The sequence below is a fragment of the Daejeonella sp. genome, from assembly GCF_049655485.1.
Taxonomy (GTDB): Bacteria; Bacteroidota; Bacteroidia; order Sphingobacteriales; family Sphingobacteriaceae; genus Daejeonella.
Genome location: NZ_JBASJU010000438.1, coordinates 1 through 3,332, shown reverse-complemented (window position 1 = coordinate 3,332; position 3,332 = coordinate 1). Strand labels below are relative to the sequence as shown.

Annotated in this window: 4 protein-coding genes; 3 read left to right on the top strand and 1 reads right to left on the bottom strand. The window is 43.8% G+C overall.

The window, feature by feature from the left end; genetic code table 11:
- Positions 1 to 1,147: NAD(P)/FAD-dependent oxidoreductase (locus WBJ10_RS17525; protein WP_424292643.1), on the bottom strand; the 1,147-nt coding region annotated here is incomplete at its 3' end.
- Between the two features lie 88 nt (positions 1,148 to 1,235).
- Here WBJ10_RS17525 and WBJ10_RS17520 point away from each other — a divergent pair.
- The 3 genes from WBJ10_RS17520 to WBJ10_RS17510 all read left to right on the top strand — a co-directional run bounded on the left by WBJ10_RS17520 (position 1,236) and on the right by WBJ10_RS17510 (position 3,137).
- Positions 1,236 to 1,814: a LemA family protein gene (locus WBJ10_RS17520; RefSeq protein WP_424292641.1), complete on the top strand. Its 579-nt coding sequence runs from the start codon at positions 1,236 to 1,238 to the stop codon at positions 1,812 to 1,814.
- Positions 1,815 to 1,878: 64 nt separating this feature from the next.
- Positions 1,879 to 2,313, top strand: coding sequence for a TPM domain-containing protein (locus WBJ10_RS17515; protein WP_424292639.1), 435 nt, complete (start codon positions 1,879 to 1,881; stop codon positions 2,311 to 2,313).
- A 32-nt stretch (positions 2,314 to 2,345) separates the two neighbouring features.
- On the top strand, positions 2,346 to 3,137 hold the full coding sequence (locus WBJ10_RS17510) for a TPM domain-containing protein (protein WP_424292637.1): 792 nt from the start codon (positions 2,346 to 2,348) through the stop codon (positions 3,135 to 3,137).
- Positions 3,138 to 3,332: the final 195 nt, after the last annotated feature.

The window sequence follows — 3,332 nt, the reverse complement described above, 5'->3', positions numbered from 1 at the left end:
GATAAGCTGCTTTCTCTATATCCGCCTGAAACTCCAGCATTCGAAGCGGATCATCTGGGCTACCAGAAACATCTTCGAGATTGATCTGCACAACAGTTCCGGAATTGGCAAAGGGGTTGTTCCTTTTTGATGGCGACCAGCCATTTACCACAATTTCCTCCTGTTCTGTTGAGCAGGGCGCAATTATACCTCCCGGACACATGCAGAATGAGAAAACTCCCCTGTTCTCTACTTGGTCGACCAGGCTGTAGTAAGAAGGAGGCAAATGTTCACTTCGAACTTCACAATGATACTGTGCCTGGTCGATAATCAGCTGAGGATGCTCTATCCTGACCCCCAATGCAAATGGCTTTGCTTCCAGCTTTATATTGTGTTTCCGCAAAAGATAGTAGATATCCCGTGCAGAATGTCCGGTTGCCAGAATAACTGAATCGGCTTTAAAAGATTTATCTCCACAAATAACCCCGGTGAGTTTTTTGCCGGATGTAATAAAGTCGGTCACTTTGCAATCAAAATGAACTTGGCCACCGGCATTCAGTATGCTTTCGCGGATGGACGTTATAATCCCGGGAAGTTTGTTTGTACCGATGTGTGGACGAGCATCAACTAAAATATCTTCAGTAGCACCATGTGCCACTAAAGCTTTTAACACATATTGAATATCGCCGCGCTTATTAGAACGTGTATATAGTTTTCCGTCGGAGTAAGTTCCTGCGCCACCTTCACCGTGGCAGTAGTTCGAGTCAGGGTTTATTATTCCTTCCTTATTGATTAGAGCCAGGTCGCGTCTTCGCTGTTTGACATCCTTTCCCCTTTCAATTATTATCGGTTTTAGCCCCAGTTCAATGCATCGCACAGCTGCAAACAGTCCCGCCGGACCAGCTCCAATAATCAAAACCGGCCTTTTGTCGCTGACATTTTGATAATTAACGGCAAATATTTCAGGTGAGGGATCTTCGTCCAGATAGACATTAACCTTCACACGATAGACTACTTTTCTACCCCTTGCATCAATGGATCGTTTAATCAGCTGAATTTTGGAAATGCGCTCAGACGGCACATTCAGGAACTTTATCGCCGCATCTCTCAGAAAGTTCTCATCGGCGGCATGTTCAGGAAGGAGAACAAGTTCAATCTCTTTTATCATATATTTTGCCAGGTATTATCCCGGAAGGTGTAACAAAGGTATGAAATTTGATTCCTATGGTGTAGATTTAAAAATTAAACTAACAAATATGAAAAAGTTAATATTTACAGTCCTTGGATTTTTTGCTGTCTTTTCTTTAAGCTCCTGCGGATACAATAGCATGGTTCAGCTTGATGAGCAGGTTACCTCTCAATGGGCACAGGTTGAAAACGTTTATCAACGCCGTGCCGATCTGATCCCTAATTTAGTTGCTTCTGTAAAGGGTGCTGCTAATTTTGAGCAAAAAACGCTTACTGACGTGACCGAAGCACGGGCAAAAGCAAGTTCTATCACTGTAGATCCTACAAACCTTACTCCTGAATCAATCGCACAATTCCAGGCAGCCCAGGGACAACTTGGACAGTCTTTAGGACGTTTGCTGGCTACTGTTGAAGCATACCCGGAATTAAAAGCCAATCAGAACTTCCTGGAGCTGCAGTCTCAGTTAGAAGGCGCTGAAAATCGAATCACCGTGGAACGTCAAAAATTCAATGAGGTAACTCAAACTTATAATTCAAAGATCCGCACCTTTCCCAATAACCTTACAGCAGGCATGTTTGGTTTCAAGCAAAAAGGGTATTTCAAAGCAGAAGCTGGCGCAAGCACGGCTCCAAAAGTAGAATTTTAAAGGAAGCGGTTACATTTTAAAACATTGATCGTCCCGGGTAGCCGGGACGATTCATTTACAGGCCATGGGAATTTTAAGTGAACAAGAGCAGGAGCTCATCAGTCAGGCAGTTGAATCTGCTGAAATGTTTACATCCGGAGAAATCCGCATTTGTCTTGAGAAAAAATGCAGCGAACCTGTACTTGACAGGGCAGCAAATTATTTCAAGGAACTGGATATGCACAAAACTGCTAAAAGGAATGGCGTGCTTATCTACGTTGCCACTGATGACCATCAATTCGCGATCATAGGTGATGTAGGAATAAATCGCCTTGTGCCTCATGATTTCTGGAACAGCACCAAGGATGCTATGCTTGGCCATTTTAAAGAGCAGGATTTGGTAGGAGGAATAGTCACCGGGGTTAGACTTGCCGGCGAGCAGCTTCAGACATTTTTCCCATACCATGATAGCGATATCAATGAATTACCTAATCACATCTCGTTTAAGGATGGTAAATAATGGGTAATCACCTAATTCAACAGAAGTTTAAGATGAAATTTAAACAAATACTATTTACTACAATACTTCTTCTCGTTACGGCGATAGGGTTGGCGCAGACGTTTCCTGCTAAACCTAATCGCCTGGTCAATGATTATACTCAAACCCTCACTTCTGATCAGGTTAATCAGTTAGAACAAAAGCTTGTTGCCTTTGATGACTCTACGTCCACTCAAATTGCAGTGGTGATTATTAAATCGCTCGAAGGTTATGATGTAGCTGATTATACTACACTACTTGCTGAAAGCTGGGGTGTGGGAGGAGCAGAGAATAACAATGGGGTTGTACTTCTGGTATCACTTGGGGACCGGAAGGTTACTATACAAACCGGTTATGGTGTCGAAGGTGCATTGCCTGATGCGATATCCAGGCGGATAATCGAAAATGAAATCACTCCGAACTTTAAAGCGGGCAATTATTTCGCTGGAATAAGTCAGGGGACTGATGCTATTATTTCATATACCAAGGGAGAGTATAAAAATGATAAACCCAAAGCGGGTAAGAAGTCGAGAGGATCAATGATACCTTTCATCGTTATTTTTATAGTGATCATCATCATGGCCATTAAAAAAGGCGGAGGTGGCGGCGGTAGCCAGGTTATTGGCGGCCGTGGCAGTGCAAGTCCTTTTTGGTGGATGTTGCTTGGATCCCAAATAGGCAGAGGCAGCGGTGGTGGATTCGGAGGCTTCTCCGGAGGTGGTGGTGGATTTGGAGGTGGCGGCGGCGGCTTTGGCGGATTTGGAGGTGGAAGCTTTGGTGGCGGGGGAGCAAGTGGTTCCTGGTAGTTATTAAATGGAGAGTGGAGAGTGGAGAATGGGCATAACGCAAAGAATTACCTATTGCGTTTCATTTTCCAATCCACAATTCTCGCATTTCAATTCTCCATTCTGAATTCTTAAATCATGAGTAACCTCAACTGGAAAAAAATATCTTCTAAGTATCTTGTTCGCGCTCCATGGGCTACTCTTAGGGTAGACACC

Bases quoted from the DNA above. Each gene is read 5' to 3' on its own strand.
- WBJ10_RS17520 (WP_424292641.1), top strand. From the start codon at position 1,236: ATGAAAAAGTTAATATTTACAGTCCTTGGATTTTTTGCTGTCTTTTCT.
- WBJ10_RS17515 (WP_424292639.1), top strand. From the start codon at position 1,879: ATGGGAATTTTAAGTGAACAAGAGCAGGAGCTCATCAGTCAGGCAGTT.
- WBJ10_RS17510 (WP_424292637.1), top strand. From the start codon at position 2,346: ATGAAATTTAAACAAATACTATTTACTACAATACTTCTTCTCGTTACG.